The sequence below is a fragment of the Sphingomonas sp. P3_C5 genome (genome assembly GCF_056402635.1).
In genome coordinates this window covers 738344-755697 of sequence record NZ_JBFUHA010000001.1, presented here as the reverse complement: position 1 = coordinate 755697, position 17354 = coordinate 738344, and the positions used below count along the sequence as shown (strand labels likewise).

Sequence of the window (17354 nt, the reverse complement as noted above, 5' to 3'; positions counted from 1 at the left end):
GCCGACGCGACCTTTGGGGGCAATCTTGCACACCGACTATCACTGGATGGCCCCGGCGGGGGCGGCGCTGCTTGGCTATCTGCTGGGCTCGATCCCGTTCGGGCTGATCCTCACCCGCCTGTCCGGCGCTGGCGATCTGCGCCAGATCGGCTCGGGCAATATCGGCGCGACCAATGTCCTGCGGACCGGGCGCAAGGGGCTCGCGGCCGCGACCCTGCTGCTCGATGCCGCCAAGGGCTTTGTCGCGGTGTGGTTTGCGCAGCATCTGTTTGCAGGTCAGGACCCGAATATCGGGATTATCGCCGCAGCGACGGCGTTCCTCGGGCATGTATATCCGATCTGGCTGCGGTTTCGCGGCGGCAAGGGGGTCGCGACCCTGATGGGGATCGTGCTGGCGCTGCACTGGCCCTGCGCTCTGGTCTATGCGCTGGTGTGGCTGAGCCTGCTCGGCGTGCTGCGCATCTCGTCTGTCGCGGGCATGGCCGCGGCGGTGAGCGCTCCTGTGAGCGCCGCCTTCTTCTCAGCCTTCGACATCGTCCTGCTGCTGCTCGCGCTGGCACTGCTCGTGCTCTGGAAACACCGTGAGAATATCGATCGCCTGCTGAGCGGCACCGAGCCAAGGATTGGCGGCAAAAAGACCCCGGCCCCCTCGGAATCCCCTGACGCCCCCGAACCCCCTGAACCAAATGTCTGATGAGGCGGCGATTGCCCGCCTCCAGCTGATCCGAACCCCGCAGATCGGCCCCGTCACCTACCGCCAACTGATCGCACGCTTCGGCGACGCGGCGACAGCGATCGCGGCACTGCCGGCGCTGGCAGCGCGCGGTGGCGGCCGACCCCCGGTGGTCGCACTGCGCACCGTCGCCGAGCGGGAGCTGACGGCGGGGGCGAAACTCGGGGCGCGGCACCTGTTCCTAGACGATGCGGATTATCCGCCGCTGCTTGCCGAGATCGACGATGCGCCTGCCGTGGTGATGATCCGGGGCAATCTCGCACTGACGCGGCGGCCGGTGATCGCGATGGTCGGCGCGCGCAACGCCTCGGCCGCAGCCTGCCGCTTCGCCCGCCAGCTGGCGGTAGAACTTGGGCGTGAGGGTGTGACGATCGTCTCCGGGCTGGCGCGCGGCGTCGATACCGCGGCGCATATCGGCTCGATCGACGAGGGCACGATCGGGGTGATCGCCGGCGGCATCGATGTGGCTTATCCGCCCGAGAACGCCGCCTTGCAGGAGCGGATTGCGACCGACGGATTGCTGATCGCGGAACAGCCGCCCGGCACAGAGCCCCGCGCACGCCATTTCCCCTATCGCAACCGAATCATCGCCGGGCTCGCGCAGGGGACGGTGGTGGTCGAAGCCGCGCCAAAATCGGGGTCACTGATCACTGCGCGGCTCGCGGGCGAGATGGGCCGTGAGGTAATGGCGGTGCCGGGATCACCGCTCGACCCACGCGCCCAGGGCTGCAACGGCCTGATCCGCGACGGCGCGACACTCATTCAATCCGCCGCCGATGTGCTCGAAACAATCCGCCCGATCGACCCGCGCATGGTCCGCGCGCCGGGCTTCTCTTTCGAGGGACAGCCGCCCGAGGATGCGGGCGATGCCGAACGGCGTGAGATTGGCGGATTGCTCGGCCCGGTGCCGGTCGCGATCGACGAGCTGATTCGCCAGTCGGGATTGCCGCCGGCCATCGTCCAGACGGTGCTGCTCGAACTCGAGCTGGCGGGAAGGCTCGAACGACATGCCGGCGGGCGGGTGAGTTTGATATGAGGGGGGACGTAGATGGAAAAGACATTGACCGTGGGGGAGATCTTCACCCGGCTCCGTGAAATCCTTCGGGAGAATCTGGGGCCGCTTGCGGGATGCGTCGCCGGGCTGACGGCGGCGAACGTGGCCCTCGACTACATTTCGACCGGCGCGGGTACGACTCTTCCGGCGGGAATCGCGAGTCTGGCCGCCCAATATTATCTAACCGCCTCGTCTCTTGAGCGGCTGGGTCTCCGCGAGGCGGGCGGGCGCAATCGATTCGGCGCCTTTTGGGGTCTGAACATCGTGTCAGGCCTCGGAATTGCGCTTGGTTATCTCGTGCTGATCGTGCCCGGTCTCTATCTGAGCGCGCGTTGGGTGGCAGCTTCGGCTGCCCTACTGGCGGAAGACGGCAGCGTGAATGGTGCGATGGGTGAAAGCTGGGAAATAACGCAACCCTCGGCCTGGCCGATCATCGGGGCATTATTGGTGATTTTCGCGCCCGCTTGCCTGGTCGGATTCGGGTTCGCCTTTCTGCTCCAGACATTGCTGCCGGTCGTCGCGTCATTGCTCATGTATGTCTTCCTTTTCAGCGCGCTGACCGTGTCATGGCTTACAGGGGTCGCGGTCTATTCGCTACTGAAGCCAGGCATGAGCCAGTTGCATGAGGTATTTGCGTGAGTCCCGAACGGGCCGTCCGCACGGCCCGGCGAATCTTCATCATCTCCGCGATCTACGGGCTCATCATCCTGCTGCCGCTCTACTTCGCCGAGCCGATGATGGCGAAGACCGGCAGGCCGGTGAACCACGCCGAGCTGCTCTACGGCTTTGTCGGTGCCGCGGCCTGTTTCCAGCTGGTCTATTGGACGATCGGCCGCGATCCGTTGCGGTTTCGGCCATTGATGCCGGTCGCGGTGATCGCCAAATGGAGCTTCGGCATTCCGGTCTTGATCCTGTTCGCACAAGGCCGTGTCGACGCAATGACCTTCGCCCTCTCGTCAATCGATCTCGCAATCTCCATCTTGTTTTTGGTCGCGTGGCGCGTCACCCGGACCGCTTGACGCAACACCGCTCACCTCTCCATCCTCGCGCGTACACGTAAGGACGCATCAGACCCCCATGCAGCTTGTCATCGTCGAATCGCCCGCAAAGGCGAAAACCATCGAGAAATATCTGGGTTCGGACTACCGCGTCCTCGCCAGCTATGGCCATGTCCGCGACCTCCCGCCGAAGGATGGCTCGGTCGATCCCGACCATGGTTTCGCGATGGAATGGGAAAACTACGCCGACAAGGCGAAGCAGCTGAAAGCGATCACTGACGAAGCCAAGAAAGCCGACCGTCTGATCCTCGCGACCGATCCCGATCGCGAAGGCGAGGCGATCAGCTGGCACGTGCTCGAGGTGCTCAAGAACCGCAAGGCGCTGCCCAAAGAGGTCGAGCGCGTGACCTTCAACGCGATCACCAAGGCGACGGTGACCGAGGCGATGAAGCATCCGCGCCAGCTCGATACCGATCTGATCGATGCCTATCGGGCGCGCCGCGCGCTCGACTATCTGGTCGGCTTCACCCTGTCACCGGTGCTGTGGCGCAAGCTGCCGGGCGCGAAATCGGCCGGCCGCGTCCAGTCGGTCGCTTTGCGTATCATCGTTGACCGCGAGCGCGAGATCGAGGCGTTCCGGGCGCAGGAATATTGGTCGGTCACTGCCGATATGGAGCAGGACGGCACGCCCTTTACGGCGCGGCTCGTCACCTTCGAGGGCAAGAAGCTTGACCGGCTGTCGATCGGCGAGGAAGGCACTGCGCTCCGGGCGAAGAAGGCAGTCGAGGACGGCCGCTTCAGCGTCCAGACCGTCGAGGTCAAGCCGGCCACCCGCAACCCGCCGCCGCCTTTCACCACCTCGACCCTGCAGCAGGAAGCATCGCGCAAGCTTGGCTTCTCGGCCGACCACACGATGCGGATCGCGCAGGGCCTCTACGAGGACGGCGCGATCACGTACATGCGGACTGACGGCGTCCAGATGGATGCGTCCGCGATTTCGGCGGCGCGCAAGGCGATCGCTGATCGTTATGACGCGGGATATGTCCCCGACAAACCGCGCCTGTACCAGACCAAGGCCAAGAACGCGCAGGAAGCCCATGAGGCGATCCGGCCGACCGATTTCTCCAAGGACAAGGCAGGCGGCGGCGATCATGCCCGGCTCTACGACCTGATCTTCAAGCGCGCCCTCGCCAGCCAGATGGCATCGGCGCGGATGGAGCGCACCACGGTCGAGCTGACCGACGGCTCGGGTCAGACCGGCCTGCGCGCCACCGGACAGGTCGTGCTCTTCCCCGGCTATCTCGCACTGTACGAGGAAGGCACCGACGACAGCGCGGATGAGGATTCGCGCCGTCTGCCGCGGATGCGCGAGGGCGATGCGCCGGCCAAGAAGGCGGTGAATGCCGAGCAGCATTTCACCCAGCCGCCGCCGCGTTTCTCGGAAGCGTCTCTGGTCAAAAGGCTCGAGGAGCTCGGCATCGGCCGGCCTTCAACCTATGCCTCGATCATCAAGACGCTGAAGGACCGCGCTTATGTGCGCGTCGAGAAGAACCGCTTCTTCGCCGAGGAGAGCGGGCGGCTGGTGACGGCGTTCCTCGAGCGCTTCTTCGAGAAATATGTCGGCTATGATTTCACAGCCGGGCTCGAGGACGAGCTCGACGAAGTCTCGGGCGGGCGCGCCGAATGGCAGGCAGTGCTCGAATCCTTTTGGAAGGATTTCAAGCCGCGCACCACCGAGGTGATGGAGCAAAAGCCATCCGAAGTGACGGCCGAGCTCGACAAGTTCCTGGAACCCTATCTGTTTCCTGCCAAGGCCGATGGCAGCGACCCGCGGCTATGCCCGAATTGCGGGCTTGGCCATCTGGCGCTCAGGGGCGGCAAGTTCGGCGCGTTCGTCGCCTGCTCCAATTATCCGGACTGCAAATATACCCGCCGCTTTGGCCAGCCGGGCGGCGAAGGCGATACGGGCGGCGATGCCGGGCCCGAGGTGATGGGTCAGGACCCGGACACCGGGCTCGAGGTGACGAAGCGCAGCGGGCGGTTCGGGCCTTATGTCCAGCTCGGCGAGGGCAAGGAAGCGAAGCGCGCCTCGATCCCGAAGGACGTGCCGGCCGAGGATTTCGGGCTCGACTGGGCACTCAAGCTGCTCAGCCTGCCGCGTACGGTGGGCACGCATCCCGAAAGCGGCAACCCGATCACCGCGTCGATTGGCCGCTATGGGCCCTATCTGGCGCATGACGGCAAATATGCGCGGCTGACCTCGACCGCCGAAGTGTTCGAGACCGGCATGAACACCGCCGTGGTGAAGCTGGCCGAAGCCGCGGCCGGCGGCGGTCGCCCGCAGCGTGGCAGCCGCGAGCCGCTGAAGATCCTCGGCAAGCATCCGCGCACCGAGGCCGAGATCAAGCTGATGGAAGGCCGTTTCGGCCCCTATGTCACTGACGGCGAGACCAACGCGACCCTGCCCAAATCAATCGCGCAGGACGCACTGACGCTCGAAGAAGCGGCCCAACTGATCGACGCCCGCGCGGCTGCGGCCCCCGCCAAGAAGGGCAAGAAGAAGCCGGCCGCGAAGAAGAAGGCACCGGCCAAAAAAGCGGCTGCGAAAAAGGCTCCCGCGAAGAAAGCAGCGGCGGGATAGCGGCCCGATGGCCTTTTCCTTCAGGCGCTATGACATAGCGGACCGCGACCGGATGCTAGCTATCTTCGACGCCAACACGCCGGCTTTTTTCGCGACCGGTGAGCGCGTGGACTTCGCCCACTATCTCGACGAAAACGCCGTCCGTTACGAGGTTTGCGAGCAGGACGGCGGGATCGTGGCGGGTTTCGCGATAGCGCCCGGCTCCGTGGGTCGGACGCATCTGAACTGGATCCTGGTCGACCCCGCGGCGCAAGGCGGGGGCATCGGCAATGCGATGATGGACAGGGCACGCCAGCGCGCATTGGATCAGGGTGCGGCGATGCTCAACATCGCGGCCAGCCAGCATAGTGCGCCGTTCTTCCTGCGCCACGGCGCCCGTGCATTGGGCCGTACCGACAATGGCTGGGGGCCTGACATGCACCGCATCGACATGGAACTACCGCTCGGCGCCTGAGGATCAGCCCGCCATCGGCAGGTGCACCAGGACGAGGAGCCAGATCGCCAGCCCGAGCAGGATGAGAAGCGTCGCGACGATGCCGAGCGAGCGGGCGAGCGTTGGCGGGCCGGGCGGGTTGAACAGGCCGATTGCGTTGAGCCCGCGCGCCACCACGAAGGCGGCGGCAACGATGGCGAGCGGCCAGTGTCCGGCGCCGTTCGCTTCGAGCAGGCCAATCAGGATCAGCCCGATCGGCGCATATTCAGTGAGGTTGCCATGCGCGCGGATGGCGGAGGTCAGCGCGTGTTCGCCGGCATCGCCGAACGCGGCCTTATGCTTCATCCGCATGCGGATCGTCGTGACTGACAGAAACACCTGTAACAGCGCGAGCGCCGAAGCCGCCAGCGCGGTGGTCGTGAGATGCATAACCCCTCCCTTGTTTCGGAGGCGGTTCTATTCCGTCAGGAGCGGGAGGTCCAATCAGGCCGCGCGGCGTCCGGTTTCATTGAGCCATGCCCGGGCAGCGCGTTGCGCCTCGGCGATCTCGCGCGCGCTCATGTCCTCGGCGATTTCGCTGCGGCAGGCCTGAGCCTCTTCGCTGCCGGCAACCGCCGCCAGATTGAACCATTTATGCGCCTGGATCAGGTCGACATCGATGCCGGCAGTGCCGCTCGAATAGACCATGCCGAGTTCGTAACATGCGTCTGAGTCGCCCCGGGCCGCATCACGCAAACGGCTTTCGATCAGGAACTGCGCATTTTTGAAGCTCGTGCCCATGCCATTAACCCCCGTTAACCACTGTCCATGGCCAACTGTGGGCGAAGCATCTCTACAAATAGTTAACGCGATTAACCGCGTTTCAGGCATCCACCGCAATATTGTCGATGAGCCTTGTCGAGCCCATTCGCGCCGCGGCCAGGAGACGGCGCGGCCGCCCCGGTTCGGCCTGGTCGGTCAGCGTTTCGGCATCGACCAGCGTGACGTAGTCGATCTCGAATCCGGCGGTGATCAGCGATGCACGTGCTGCCGCCAGCGCAGCCTCGACGTCGCCGCCCTTGCCGATGTCGCGCGCGGCGATACCTAGGGCGCGCGGCAAGGCGACCGCACGGGCGCGCTCGTCCTCGGCGAGATAGATGTTGCGTGACGAGAGGGCGAGGCCGTCATCCTCGCGCTGGGTGGGCACGCCGGCGATCTCGATCCCGAAATCGAGATCGGCGACCATGCGGCGAATGACCGCGAGCTGCTGGAAATCCTTCTCGCCGAAATAGGCGATGTCAGGGCGGACCTGGTTGAACAGCTTGGCGACGACCGTTGCGACGCCGTCGAAATGCCCCGGCCGCGCGGCGCCGTCGAGCCCTTCGCTCACGCCCGCGACTGAGATGTTGGTCGCGAACCCTTCGGCGTACATGATTTCGACCGGCGGCATCCACAACAGGTCGCAGCCGGCATTGGCGAGCATCCGCGCATCGGCCTGCTCCTTGCGAGGGTAGCGCGCGAGATCCTCGCCCGGGCCGAACTGCTTCGGGTTGACGAAGATCGACGCGACCACGCGCGTGCCCGGCCGCTTCGCCGCCTCGATCAGCGCCATATGCCCGGCATGGAGCGCGCCCATCGTCGGCACCAGAGCGATACGGGCGCCCTCGGCACGGAATTTGGCGGTCCCGGCACGGAGCAGATCGAGCTGACGGATGGTTTGCACGCGGTACAGGCCTTCGATAAGGACGGGGCGATAAGGACACCGGGGCGGGCCTTCTATGGGGGCCTGCCCGACCGATCAATACGGCCATTTCATCAGGGACGCGCGACACTTGTCGACGGTTGCAAAGAAGCCACATATCATCGTGTTCGCCAACGAGAAGGGCGGGACCGGGAAATCGACGACTGCCGTGCATGTGGCGATCGCGCTCGAGACGCGCGGCGCGCGGGTCGCGGCGTTCGATCTCGACCACCGCCAGCGGACGATGGGGCGCTACCTCGACAATCGCAGCGCGACTGCCAAGCGGAGCGGCCGCGAGTTGGTGACGCCGCGCCACGCCACCCATGACGGCGAGAGCCTGGCGCGCTTCACCGAAACCTATGATGCGCTTTCGGAAGGCAGCGACTTTCTGGTGATCGACACGCCGGGCCGTGATGACCGCTTTGCGCGGATAGCGGCGCAGCGGGCCGACACACTCGTCACGCCGATGAACGACAGCTTCGTGGATTTCGACCTGATCGGCCAGGTCGACCCCGTGACCTACAAGGTGACGCGCCCGAGTTTCTATGCCGAGTTGATCTGGGATGCGCGCAAGGCCCGGGCGAAGGAGGACGGCTCGACGATCGACTGGGTCGTGCTGCGCAACCGGGTCCAGCATATCGAGGCGCGCAATATGCGACGCGTGTCCGAGGCGCTCGATCAGCTCGCCAAGCGCGTGGGTTTTCGCATCATTCCGGGGCTCGGCGAGCGCGTGATCTACCGCGAGCTCTTCCCGAAGGGGCTGACGATGCTCGATGCGCGGGAATTCGGCGAGATGGGCCTCGCCCATGTCGCCGCGCGGCAGGAGCTGCGTGAGATGATGGCGGCGCTTGGCCTGCCCGAACCCGCTTTGCCGCTGTTCGCCTGATGACCAAGCTGATCTTGCTCGGGCTGCTGCTCTACGGCGGTTGGATGTGGCTGCGCAGGAGCCCCGCGAAGCCGGTGATGCCTGAGGCCGAGGCGCGGGACGTTCTCGGCGTCGACAGCAGCGCAGATGCCGACGCGATCCGCGCCGCGCACCGCCGCCTTGTCTCGGCCGTCCACCCCGATCGCGGTGGGTCGGCCGACCTTACCCGGCGGATCAATGTCGCCCGTGACGTGTTACTCAAACGCGGCAATTGATCTTTCCCCAAATGAACTTTCGGGCTACCCGCCGATCAGGAGAGGGGCCCAATCAACAGGAGCTCCGATGACTCACCGGTTCGACCCCACTTCTCTGCGCGAATATGACATCCGTGGTATCGTCGGCGAGGCGCTTGGCCCTGACGACGCCGTCGCGATCGGGCGCGGCTTCGCGACCCGGGTGCGGCGTGCCGGCGGGACAAGGGTCGCCGTCGGCTATGACGGGCGGCTCTCGTCGACCGATCTCGAACGCGCGCTGATCGAGGGCCTGACCGCAGGCGGCGTTGACGTCGTGCGGATCGGCATGGGCCCGACGCCGATGCTCTATTATGCCGAGGCGACCCTCGAGGTGGATGGCGGCATCCAGATCACCGGCAGCCACAATCCCGGCAATTACAACGGCTTCAAGATGGTGCTCCAGCACCTGCCCTTTTTCGGCGACGACATCCAGGATCTCGCCCGGCTCGCCGAGGCAGGCGACTGGGAGGAAGGCGCGGGCACCGTCACGAGCGCTGACATCATTGACGAATATGTCGGACGCCTGCTCGCGGGCTATGCCGGCGGGGCGTATCGGATCGGCTGGGACACGGGCAATGGTGCGGCCGGACCGGTGATCGAGAAGCTCGTCAAGCTGTTGCCGGGCGAGCATCACCTGCTCTTCACTGAGGTCGACGGCAATTTCCCCAACCACCATCCCGACCCGACCGAGGAGAAGAACCTCGCCGACCTGAAGAAGCTGGTGGCCGACAAGCAGCTCGATTTCGGGCTCGCCTTTGACGGCGATGGCGACCGGATCGGCGCGATCGACGGCACCGGGCGGGTGATCTGGGGCGACCAGCTCCTGTCGATCCTGGCCGAGCCGGTGCTGAAGGAATTGCCGGGCGCGACCATTATCGCCGATGTGAAGGCGAGCCAGGCGCTGTACGACCGGATCGCCGAGCTCGGCGGCAAGCCGCTGATGTGGAAGACCGGGCACAGCCTGATCAAGACCAAGATGAAGGAGACGCACGCGCCGCTCGCCGGCGAGATGAGCGGCCACATCTTCTTCGCGCATGAATATTATGGCTTCGACGATGCGCAATATGCCGCCGTTCGCCTGATCCGGGCGGTGCACATGATCGGCAAGTCGATGACCGAGATCCGCGGCGCGATGCCGGCGATGGTCAACACCCCTGAGATGCGATTCCAGGTCGACGAGAGCCGCAAGTTCGCGGTGATCGATGAGATCCTCGACCGGCTCGAGACCGAGGGCGCCGACGTCAATCGTACTGACGGTGCCCGGGTGAACACGCCGGACGGCTGGTGGCTGCTGCGCGCGTCCAACACCCAGGACGTGCTGGTCGCGCGCGCCGAGGCGAAGGATCAGGCGGGGCTCGACCGGTTGATGGCGATGATCGATGCGCAACTGGCCGCCAGCGGCCTGGTGCGCGGCGAGCAGGCGGGGCACTAAACTTACTAAGCCCCTCCCCTTCAGGAGTGTCAGGTGAACAGCGCCCCGCGCTGTTCGGGACATGCTGGGAGCATGTCCGACCTGACACTGGGTTGGGGTGGGGGACAAACTCGAACGTCCGCGTGACTCCCCCACCCCCTGCCCCTCCCCTGAAGGGGAGGGGGGAGCAAAGCACTGGCATTCCGTCCGCCAAACCGCCACTTAGGGGCGATGGCCCCGCCACCCCAATTGATCCGCGTCATCGACCTCGAAACCACCGGCCCCGCACCGCCCGCGCACGGCGTGTGCGAGATCGGGTGGCAGGATGTGGCGCTTGGCAAGGACGGGCGGTGGGAGATTGAGGGCGAGGGCGGCAGCAGGCTGGTCAATCCCGGCCGATCCATCCCGCCGCTCACCCAGGCGATCCATCATATCCTGGATGAGCAGGTTGCCGACGCGCCTTTATGGCATGATGTCGCGCGGCAGGCGCTCGATCCCTGGCCGCGGCGTGTCGCGCTGGCGGCGCACCGTGCCACGGCCGAGCTCGAATTCTGCACGCCGGCGCTGACCCGCAACGCCGACTGGATCTGCACCTGGAAGTGCGCGATGCGGCTATGGCCCGATTGCCCGAGCTTTTCGAACCAGATGCTGCGCTATTGGCGAAAGCCCGAGGGGATGGAACATGAACGCGGCCTGCCCGCGCACCGTGCTTTCCCCGACGCCTATGTTACTGCCTTTCACCTGCGCGACATGCTCAACCAGGTCGGTGTCGCCCAGCTGATCGAATGGTCGAACGTGCCGGGCTTGTTGCCGCGGGTCCGCCAGGGGCCGGATCGGGGCAAGGACTGGCGCGAGATCGAGGATGAGTCGCTCGAACGCTTCCTCGGGGACCGCGACATCGACGTTCGCTTTACCGCCGAGACCGAGCTGGCGCGCAGGCGGGGCGGGAGCGCACCGCAGAGCGTTCCGCTCTGACACCAGTGTTGGCGAATATTGTCACACCTATGCGGGGGTCGCGCCAAAGTACCTATTTAAATTATTGATGTAATTCATATGCTTACAAGAAAGCTGCTAAGGCCATTTTGTTGGAAAGTGTGACATAATTCTCCAACAAAGGCGCTGATCGGCCCTCCCTTAGCCCGGCTTTTTGAACTTGTAGATGAACTGGTCGGTCTTGCCGCGGATCGCCTTGTCGAAGACGATGATGCTGTGATCGTCCGCCGGATTGGCGAGCAGTTTGCTCTCGCCGACAAAGGTGAAGCCAGCCGCCGTCACCTGCTGCTTGACGATCGCCGGATCGATGCGGTGAAGCGTATCGGTATCGCGCAGGCCCGATCCGGCCGCTGCGACATGATCGATGATCAGGTAGATGCCGCCGGGCTTCAGCGCATCGAACGCCGCCTTGTTAAGGACGGCCGGATCGACCGGGCCCATGAACTTGTCGGGATAGTCATGATAATTCTGCGCGGTGAAGACGAGATCGGCCTTGGCCGGCGCGGTGAGCTCAGTCGCCGGTTCAATCGACGCCGACACATTGGGGAAATCGGCCGAGCCGGCGAGCTTCTTGTAATTCTCGACGTCGGTTTTCGCCTCCATCGCATAGGGCTTTGGCCAGATGCCGTAGACATGGCCCTGAGGCCCGACGGCCTTGGCGAACAGCCGGGTCCAATAACCGCCGCCGGGGATGAGATCGATCACCACCCCGCCCTGCGTCAGCCCGGAAAAGGCGAGGATTTCCGGACCGTGCCGGCGCGCGTCGACCACCGCGTCAGCCGCGCGTGCCGGATCGGCGGCGACGGCTTTGACGTCAACTGGCTTGCCCGGGGGAGACGAGGCCGAGCAGGCAGCGGTTATGGCAGCACCGACCAGCAGGACGGCGAGCAATTGAGGCTTTGGACGCATTGACCCCTCCATAGGTGGGAAAGCCGAAATCTGGCACGGCCTCACCGCTGACGCCAGTCCGTCGCTGCCGTCACGACACCAACGGCGTCGTCCACGGCACCAATGACATTACCGACGCGCGGCCCGGCCTCAGCCCGGTTTGCGGAACTTGTAGATGAACTGATCGGTATGGCCGCGGATCTCCGGAGCGAAGACCTTCAGGCTGTGATCGTCGGCCGGATTGCTCAGCGCCTTACTCTCGCCGACGAACTTGAATCCGGCGGCAATCACCTGAGCCTTCACCGCCGCAGGCTCGATCCGGTGCAGGGTGTTGGTGGTGGTGATCCCGGTGCCGGGGGCGCTCGCGTGATCGATCACGATATAGGTCCCGCCGGGCTTCAGCAGATTGAAGATGCCCTTGTTGACTGCCGCCAGCGCCTGCTCGCCGCCATTATTGGCGACGTCATGATAATTCTCGACGGTCCAGAACAGATCGACCGGCGTGTCGCTGGCGGGAATATTCGTCGTCTGCAGCACCGGGGTGACGTTCGCGAGGTTGCGGCTCTTGAGATCCTCTACCACAGAGGTCGCGCGGGGAGCCGAGACGGCGGGCCACATCGGGTAGACATGGCCCTTGGGCCCGACCACGCCAGTGAAGATGCGCGTCCAATAGCCCTTGCCGGGCAGGTAATCGACCACTGAATCGCCAGGATGGACACCCGAGAAGACGATCGATTCGAGCGCCTTGCGCCGCGCATCATCGACTGCCTGATCAGCGCGGGCGGGGTCGGCGAGGGCGGCCTTCACCGCTGCGCTGGTCACGGCGGGCTTAACTGCTGCCCTGGTCACAGCGGGCTTATGATTTTTCGCCAGTGCGCCGGTTGCGATCAGTGCCACGATCGCCACGCCCGTCCATGCTGCCCTCATTGACCCGCTCCTCTGCCAGATTCTCCTGATGGGCCAATTTATAGTGCCCCAATCGGGTTTGGCTATGCCTCGGGGCCCGATATACATCATCCGGGAACGATCAGGGATTTTCCCGCGCGACCAGCACGTGATGACGGCGACAAAGCCCGCGCCTATACCGGTCCGATGCGGAACATCGCCGATACCGAAGCCTACACCATTTTCGACCATGTGTTCAGCAAGACGGTGCGCTCCTTGTCGTCAGTGCTCGGGCTGAAGCGCATCACCCAGCCCTTCTGGAATCGCTGGCTTGCGTCGGGCGTCGAACCCGATGCCATTTTCGACTTTCTCGATGGCGTAGGTACGATCGACAATTGGGCGACAACCGCACAGGATGTCGTACGTCGCAAGGAAAGCGAGTTCGCGGCGCGACGCCCGACCCTGTCACGCGACGACGAAATCTCGGGACTGCGTCGCCTGTCCTATCTTGGTCACATGGGGCAATGGGGCTGCCTGCCGATCACCGACGAACGTCGGGTCCTCTATCGCCTCGCCCGCGATTATTACCGGGAAGCCGAAACACTCGCTTTCGGCAAGAACTATGCACGGATCGAGATCGCCTGGCAGGGCGCGGCGTTATTCGGCAATCTGCACGTGCAGGAGGATGCGGCGCCGCTGATCCTGGTCGTGCACGGCATAGACGGTTGCAAGGAAGAGCATCTCGCGACCGAGCTCGCCCTATATAATGCCGGGTTTTCGACCCTGTGCTTCGACGGCCCCGGACAGGGCGAGAGCCTGCTTCTGGGGGACGTGGTCTGGACCGAGGATTTTTACCGCTCGATATCGAGCGCGATCGATGCGGCGGGCCGTTTCGCGGGTGTCGATACGAGCCGGGTCGGCATCCTCGGCATCAGCATTGGGGCGATGTGGTCGCTTCAGGCAGCGGCGGCCGACCAGCGAATCAAGGCGGTGTTCGATCTCGGCGCGCCGCTCCACACGCGCAAATTCGCGTCTTTGCCCTATCTCATCAAGACCCGGCTGTGCCAGGTCACCGGCGCACGCTCGGGACCGGAGGTTGCCCGGATCCTGGCGCAAAACAACATCGAGTCGCCCGAATTGCTCGATCGGATCAGCGCGAATGTCCGCATCGTTCACGGCGCCCGCGATCGCGTGGTGGCGACGGAGGACAAAAGCTGGCTGCTGGAGCGGCTGCAATCGGCACCGCATGCTCGTGAAGCGAGCCTGCGCCTGATCGAGGATGGCGACCATTGCTGCACAGGCCATTTCCACACGGTGCGCGACGACGCTCTCGCGTTTTTTACGCGTATCTTTCCGTCGGCAGGACAAACCCCGCCTCGCCCGCGGATCGAGCCCGAACCAGCCGCGGGTAAATGACCGTCATCGTGAATCCGGCGAGCAGCGCCCCGGTGACAACATCGATCAGATAATGCTGCTTCACCAGCAATGTCGACGCGCAGATCGCAATCGCCCATAGCCACAATGCTGGCCGAAGCCAGGTCGATACAAGCGGGCTCAGCACCCAGGCACAGGACAGCGCAAAAGCGACATGGAGCGATGGCAGACCATTGCCGTTCAGGTTGCTGATGTCGGCGGCGCGGTACATCATACCGCCGAAGCCGGTCGCATCCACCGCCTGGACGGGCGGCAATGCGACCGGATAAAGCTGGTAGCAAAACCAGGCGAAGACGAGCTCGAAAACCAGCGCAACCAGAAATGGAAGCGTCTTTGCGGGTTTCGCGAGCACGACCGGTACCAACACCAGCAGGATTTCCATCGACACATAGACAAGGCCGAATCCCGGCATGAACGGGATCGCCGCGTCGGCCGGCAACCCGACCTGGAACGGCCGCGCGATATCGGCATAGTCATTGCTCGCGCCGCCATACACCAACAGGAACAGCGCGCCGAAAACGAGCGTATGCGCGACGACCACGGCGCGATCGCGCCGCGTGCGCCGCGCGGGGGGCGCCTGCGCCTCATCGAGCAGATATGGCCCTTGCCACATCCGATAGAGCACGCGGAGGAACGGCACCGACGCTTCGCCGGGAGACACGTGTCCCGGGAGGCTCTGCCAGCGCCGGCTCGTGTCGCCGTGATGTGCCAGATGATCGTGATAGTTGAGGAAGAACAAGCGGGTCACGGGATCGACGCGCAGATTCCAGGCACCGCCCAGCCGGTCGAACGGCGTGAACGCGTGATCGGCATATTGGAGCGAACTCCAGTTGAGCGCGAACGCGCCATAGCAGAGCAGCCAGCTCGCCGGCGTCAGATCAAGGGCAAGGAACAGGCCGCCCTGTACGGCGAGCGCCAGAACCATATCGAGCCGGACGCGCGCTAGGGGCGCATCCTGAATGCTGCCGAGGAAAGCGGATGCACTGGTCTGCCGCGAGAATTCGGTATCGACGGCGGCGATCCGCTTCCACGGGATCACACCGCCGAACAGCGCAAAGACCATGCTGAACAGCGGCGCCGATACCCAGTAGATCCCGGTCAGGATGGTGAACCACTGCGCCGTTTTCAGCTCGACATTCTCAGTGGGGCCAATGCAATCGAACCGTTCGATCGGGCTGCGATTGTTGCGGTGGTGGGTGAGATGGAAGGCGCGCTGCAGGGTGAACGAGGTCGGGAAAAAGGCGGCGGCGATGCGGCCACCGACCGCATTGAGGCGTGCGTTCCGGTTGAAATTGCCATGGACGGATTCGTGCAGCAGCGCGAACAGCGTGTTGGCGACAAAGGAAAACAGGATCGCCGCGGCCACCCGGACGAGCGGGATCGGTCCATGCGCCGCGGTCCAGAGCAAAGCTGCCGCCGCCAGCGCCGCGCCGAGCAGGATCACCGCATTGGCGGCATCGGCGCGATCACGCATCGGCGAGAGTCCGGAAATAATCGCACAATTGGCGTGTGAACCGGTCGCCGAGGGCGGGCGATGGTGCTGGCTCATGCCATTCGAGCTTGTCGAGTACGCCCAGATCCTTGGTGAGGAAGCCCTTGAAGAGCAAAGATGCGATCCGGACCGCAAGCCAACCGATATATTTCGACCGCGCCTTGACGCCGACGATTCCACGGATGGTGGTCGAACCATCGCTGCTGGGCACGAACGACAGAAGAATGAAGGCGCGGTGCCGCCCGACGGCGCTTTCGACCAGCATCGTCGTTCCCGAAAAGCAGGAAATCGTGCCGCGAACGCCGTCCGACGCGAGCCATCCCATCACGCGATCGCCCAGCGACCGACCGATGGGTCTCGTACGATAGCGCAGGCGGATCCGGTTTTCGCCGAGCTCAGTCAGGTCCGGCTGCTCGACAAGGCGCCGCTGATGCACTGACGCGAGATGTTCGACATCGAACCCGTTGGCGACGAGCACCTGCCAGGCGAGCGGAAAATGGTGCTCGCCCGCATAGCAGGTCGAAAACGCGGTGCGATCGATATCGACCGGCACCTCCGAACCGACATTCCCCACCGCGACGAACAGGCAATCGAGATGCTCGCGAACCTGAAACGCCGGTTGAACCAGGTCGCCCGCCTGACGAAAACTGCCGTCAGGCCCGATCAGGCGGTGATGCAGGGGACAGCGCAGCGTATCGCCGACGACCAGAGCACCACCCAGATGGCAACCCATATGCGCGCAGTGGCTGGCAAAGGCCTGCACGCCGCCCGACACGCCGCGCCAGACCACGAGCGGTATGCCGCCGACCTCGAACGACCGTGCGGCGCCCGGCTTGAGCCGCGACGATGGACCCAGGAGATACCAGTTGCCCGGCAGCGCGGGGCCGAGCGCACTCATGCAGGCTTGCGGCGCCTCCGTCCCAGCAGCCAGCCGATCAGGAGGCCCAACAGGCCGGCGGCGCCCGCGATCCACCATGCGAAATGTTCGACGGCAGCCATGATCGGGTTTTCGAACATGTTCGCGGAGAAATGAATCGACGCCAGTTTCCACTGACCGCCGACATTGACCAGAGACGCCGTCCAGCGCAGCGGCACATCGAATTCGCGCCCGCCTTTGAGCTTGAAATGCGCATTCGAGGTGCCGGTCGTTACCGCCGCGCGATCATCGAGATAGAGAGTCGAATAATCATCGGGCTTCACGGACAGCGACATGTCCTCGACGATGCGGCTCGAGCCGACCATCATCTTCGCATAATAGGCTTTGGCGCCGGCGATGCCGTGAAAGGTCTCGTTGTTCATTGCCGTGAACGAGACATTCGGATCGAGCTCGGCGAGCAGTGCCGCCTCGTCTTTCCGGTTCATGGCGGCGACCATGCGATCCTTGACCGCGCTCAACTGCTTGTGAGTCTCGACATTGGTCGCGGTCAGCTGCGCCGCGGCGGGCAGGGCGAAGAAAACCGATGCGATAATGGCAATTGCGGCGAATTTTTTCATCACAAGCCCCCTCTTCTTTC

At 64.5% G+C, this 17354-nt stretch carries 19 protein-coding genes; 11 read left to right on the top strand and 8 right to left on the bottom strand.

Going from position 1 to position 17354, the window contains the following annotated elements; genetic code table 11:
* The first annotated feature begins 46 nt into the window (after positions 1 to 46).
* Genes plsY through AC1DVS_RS03625 form a run of 6 tightly spaced genes read left to right on the top strand, consistent with a single transcriptional unit; the run spans position 47 to position 5880 of the window.
* Positions 47 to 694, top strand: coding sequence for a glycerol-3-phosphate 1-O-acyltransferase PlsY (gene plsY, locus AC1DVS_RS03650; RefSeq protein WP_478021240.1), 648 nt, complete (start codon positions 47 to 49; stop codon positions 692 to 694).
* Positions 687 to 1769: a DNA-processing protein DprA gene (gene dprA, locus AC1DVS_RS03645; protein WP_478020338.1), complete on the top strand. Its 1083-nt coding sequence runs from the start codon at positions 687 to 689 to the stop codon at positions 1767 to 1769. Before plsY ends, dprA begins: the two co-directional genes overlap by 8 nt.
* 12 nt (positions 1770 to 1781) lie before the next feature.
* Entirely contained in the window at positions 1782 to 2426 is a 645-nt protein-coding gene (locus tag AC1DVS_RS03640) for a hypothetical protein (protein ID WP_478020337.1), read from the top strand.
* The gene (locus AC1DVS_RS03635; RefSeq protein WP_478020335.1) at positions 2423 to 2806 is read left to right on the top strand and encodes a hypothetical protein; all 384 of its coding nucleotides are present in this window, start codon (positions 2423 to 2425) and stop codon (positions 2804 to 2806) included. Before AC1DVS_RS03640 ends, AC1DVS_RS03635 begins: the two co-directional genes overlap by 4 nt.
* A 58-nt stretch (positions 2807 to 2864) precedes the next feature.
* Positions 2865 to 5426, top strand: coding sequence for a type I DNA topoisomerase (topA, locus tag AC1DVS_RS03630; protein WP_478020334.1), 2562 nt, complete (start codon positions 2865 to 2867; stop codon positions 5424 to 5426).
* Positions 5427 to 5433: 7 nt separating this feature from the next.
* Positions 5434 to 5880, top strand: a complete 447-nt coding sequence (locus tag AC1DVS_RS03625) for a GNAT family N-acetyltransferase (protein WP_478020333.1) — start codon at positions 5434 to 5436, stop codon at positions 5878 to 5880.
* Between the two features lie 3 nt (positions 5881 to 5883).
* Here AC1DVS_RS03625 and AC1DVS_RS03620 read toward each other — a convergent pair whose 3' ends face one another.
* The 3 genes from AC1DVS_RS03620 to panC form a co-directional block, all read right to left on the bottom strand.
* Complete coding sequence (locus AC1DVS_RS03620; RefSeq protein ID WP_478020331.1) at positions 5884 to 6288, bottom strand: MAPEG family protein; 405 nt, start codon at positions 6286 to 6288, stop codon at positions 5884 to 5886.
* 54 nt (positions 6289 to 6342) lie between these two features.
* Complete coding sequence (locus AC1DVS_RS03615; RefSeq protein WP_478020330.1) at positions 6343 to 6639, bottom strand: hypothetical protein; 297 nt, start codon at positions 6637 to 6639, stop codon at positions 6343 to 6345.
* A gap of 82 nt (positions 6640 to 6721) precedes the next feature.
* Positions 6722 to 7561 carry a pantoate--beta-alanine ligase gene (panC, locus tag AC1DVS_RS03610; protein ID WP_478020329.1) on the bottom strand — a complete coding sequence of 280 codons (840 nt, stop codon included), beginning with the start codon at positions 7559 to 7561 and terminating at the stop codon, positions 6722 to 6724.
* Between the two features lie 109 nt (positions 7562 to 7670).
* On the opposite strand from panC, the gene AC1DVS_RS03605 reads away from it, so the two are divergent.
* The 4 genes from AC1DVS_RS03605 to AC1DVS_RS03590 all read left to right on the top strand — a co-directional run bounded on the left by AC1DVS_RS03605 (position 7671) and on the right by AC1DVS_RS03590 (position 11123).
* Positions 7671 to 8465: a division plane positioning ATPase MipZ gene (locus AC1DVS_RS03605; protein ID WP_478020327.1), complete on the top strand. Its 795-nt coding sequence runs from the start codon at positions 7671 to 7673 to the stop codon at positions 8463 to 8465.
* Positions 8465 to 8719, top strand: coding sequence for a J domain-containing protein (locus tag AC1DVS_RS03600; RefSeq protein WP_478020325.1), 255 nt, complete (start codon positions 8465 to 8467; stop codon positions 8717 to 8719). Before AC1DVS_RS03605 ends, AC1DVS_RS03600 begins: the two co-directional genes overlap by 1 nt.
* A 67-nt stretch (positions 8720 to 8786) precedes the next feature.
* Complete coding sequence (gene pgmG, locus AC1DVS_RS03595; protein WP_478020324.1) at positions 8787 to 10169, top strand: phosphoglucomutase/phosphomannomutase PgmG; 1383 nt, start codon at positions 8787 to 8789, stop codon at positions 10167 to 10169.
* Between the two features lie 210 nt (positions 10170 to 10379).
* Complete coding sequence (locus tag AC1DVS_RS03590) at positions 10380 to 11123, top strand: 3'-5' exonuclease (protein WP_478020322.1); 744 nt, start codon at positions 10380 to 10382, stop codon at positions 11121 to 11123.
* Positions 11124 to 11282: 159 nt separating this feature from the next.
* Here the strand turns inward: AC1DVS_RS03590 and AC1DVS_RS03585 are convergent, their stop codons facing one another.
* On the bottom strand, positions 11283 to 12050 hold the full coding sequence (locus AC1DVS_RS03585; RefSeq protein WP_478020320.1) for a class I SAM-dependent methyltransferase: 768 nt from the start codon (positions 12048 to 12050) through the stop codon (positions 11283 to 11285).
* A 129-nt stretch (positions 12051 to 12179) separates the two neighbouring features.
* Positions 12180 to 12956 (bottom strand): class I SAM-dependent methyltransferase, encoded by a 777-nt coding sequence (locus tag AC1DVS_RS03580; protein WP_478020318.1) that lies wholly within the window; start codon positions 12954 to 12956, stop codon positions 12180 to 12182.
* A gap of 165 nt (positions 12957 to 13121) precedes the next feature.
* Between AC1DVS_RS03580 and AC1DVS_RS03575 the strand changes: the two genes are divergently transcribed.
* Positions 13122 to 14330, top strand: coding sequence for an alpha/beta hydrolase (locus tag AC1DVS_RS03575; protein WP_478020317.1), 1209 nt, complete (start codon positions 13122 to 13124; stop codon positions 14328 to 14330).
* Here the strand turns inward: AC1DVS_RS03575 and AC1DVS_RS03570 are convergent.
* The 3 genes from AC1DVS_RS03570 to AC1DVS_RS03560 are packed head-to-tail and all read right to left on the bottom strand — an operon-like array spanning position 14254 to position 17334.
* Complete coding sequence (locus tag AC1DVS_RS03570; RefSeq protein ID WP_478020316.1) at positions 14254 to 15822, bottom strand: fatty acid desaturase; 1569 nt, start codon at positions 15820 to 15822, stop codon at positions 14254 to 14256. The genes AC1DVS_RS03575 and AC1DVS_RS03570 overlap by 77 nt on opposite strands.
* Positions 15815 to 16738 (bottom strand): Rieske 2Fe-2S domain-containing protein, encoded by a 924-nt coding sequence (locus AC1DVS_RS03565; RefSeq protein ID WP_478020314.1) that lies wholly within the window; start codon positions 16736 to 16738, stop codon positions 15815 to 15817. The genes AC1DVS_RS03570 and AC1DVS_RS03565 overlap by 8 nt, the downstream gene beginning before the upstream one ends.
* Positions 16735 to 17334 carry a DUF4440 domain-containing protein gene (locus tag AC1DVS_RS03560; RefSeq protein ID WP_478020312.1) on the bottom strand — a complete coding sequence of 200 codons (600 nt, stop codon included), beginning with the start codon at positions 17332 to 17334 and terminating at the stop codon, positions 16735 to 16737. The genes AC1DVS_RS03565 and AC1DVS_RS03560 overlap by 4 nt, the downstream gene beginning before the upstream one ends.
* Positions 17335 to 17354 lie beyond the last annotated feature (20 nt).

Coding starts and splice junctions, on each gene's coding strand:
- AC1DVS_RS03560 (WP_478020312.1), bottom strand. CDS start 17,334: ATGAAAAAATTCGCCGCAATTGCCATTATCGCATCGGTTTTCTTCGCC.
- AC1DVS_RS03565 (WP_478020314.1), bottom strand. CDS start 16,738: ATGAGTGCGCTCGGCCCCGCGCTGCCGGGCAACTGGTATCTCCTGGGT.
- AC1DVS_RS03615 (WP_478020330.1), bottom strand. CDS start 6,639: ATGGGCACGAGCTTCAAAAATGCGCAGTTCCTGATCGAAAGCCGTTTG.
- AC1DVS_RS03590 (WP_478020322.1), top strand. CDS start 10,380: ATGGCCCCGCCACCCCAATTGATCCGCGTCATCGACCTCGAAACCACC.
- topA (WP_478020334.1), top strand. CDS start 2,865: ATGCAGCTTGTCATCGTCGAATCGCCCGCAAAGGCGAAAACCATCGAG.
- AC1DVS_RS03600 (WP_478020325.1), top strand. CDS start 8,465: ATGACCAAGCTGATCTTGCTCGGGCTGCTGCTCTACGGCGGTTGGATG.
- AC1DVS_RS03570 (WP_478020316.1), bottom strand. CDS start 15,822: ATGCGTGATCGCGCCGATGCCGCCAATGCGGTGATCCTGCTCGGCGCG.
- AC1DVS_RS03580 (WP_478020318.1), bottom strand. CDS start 12,956: ATGAGGGCAGCATGGACGGGCGTGGCGATCGTGGCACTGATCGCAACC.
- AC1DVS_RS03575 (WP_478020317.1), top strand. CDS start 13,122: ATGCGGAACATCGCCGATACCGAAGCCTACACCATTTTCGACCATGTG.
- pgmG (WP_478020324.1), top strand. CDS start 8,787: ATGACTCACCGGTTCGACCCCACTTCTCTGCGCGAATATGACATCCGT.
- plsY (WP_478021240.1), top strand. CDS start 47: ATGGCCCCGGCGGGGGCGGCGCTGCTTGGCTATCTGCTGGGCTCGATC.
- dprA (WP_478020338.1), top strand. CDS start 687: ATGTCTGATGAGGCGGCGATTGCCCGCCTCCAGCTGATCCGAACCCCG.
- AC1DVS_RS03585 (WP_478020320.1), bottom strand. CDS start 12,050: ATGCGTCCAAAGCCTCAATTGCTCGCCGTCCTGCTGGTCGGTGCTGCC.
- AC1DVS_RS03625 (WP_478020333.1), top strand. CDS start 5,434: ATGGCCTTTTCCTTCAGGCGCTATGACATAGCGGACCGCGACCGGATG.
- AC1DVS_RS03640 (WP_478020337.1), top strand. CDS start 1,782: ATGGAAAAGACATTGACCGTGGGGGAGATCTTCACCCGGCTCCGTGAA.
- AC1DVS_RS03620 (WP_478020331.1), bottom strand. CDS start 6,288: ATGCATCTCACGACCACCGCGCTGGCGGCTTCGGCGCTCGCGCTGTTA.